A 492-nucleotide genomic window follows, 5' to 3' on the forward strand; every position below is an offset into this window, starting at 1 on the left:
ACGCGGCATAACATGCAGTGGACGCCAGAAAATTAAGGGAAAATCGATTCCTCTTATCTAGTTACTTAGATATTGGCCTTGGCTTTATCTCAATATTATATGGATCATAGCTGGCAACTAATTCAGTCCAGTAAATATCCTCAATAGGGAATAATATATGCTTCCCATTCCATCGGGAAAAAGTTTTGTTCAACACACCAAGCTCAATCAACTCACTAATGTATGGGAATTGTTTTGATGTAACCACATACTTCCTGCCTTCATTAAGGGCTGCGCACAAAACCATAGATTGCTCTTCTGTAAGGTTTTGAATTACTGATCGCACTTTATCGTTTTGCATCTTAATGCGTTTTCTTAGCTTAAATCGCTTATATCTGGCGCTGGCAATAGCTGATAATCGATGCACATTAATTGCTAGCGAAAATGCAAGAGCAAAGACGAAAACATGCCACACATGAGGAATACCGATTCTCTCATTAACATATTCAGGCC

The 492-nt window shown here is 38.8% G+C and carries 1 protein-coding gene; it reads right to left on the bottom strand.

The genetic code is table 11. From position 1 onward, the window contains the following. Nucleotides 1-61: 61 nt before the first annotated feature. Nucleotides 62-492: super-infection exclusion protein B (locus HMPREF0549_RS08935; protein WP_003717980.1), on the bottom strand; the 431-nt coding region annotated here is incomplete at its 5' end.

The sequence above is a fragment of the Limosilactobacillus vaginalis DSM 5837 = ATCC 49540 genome (genome assembly GCF_000159435.1).
GTDB lineage: Bacteria > Bacillota > Bacilli > Lactobacillales > Lactobacillaceae > Limosilactobacillus > Limosilactobacillus vaginalis.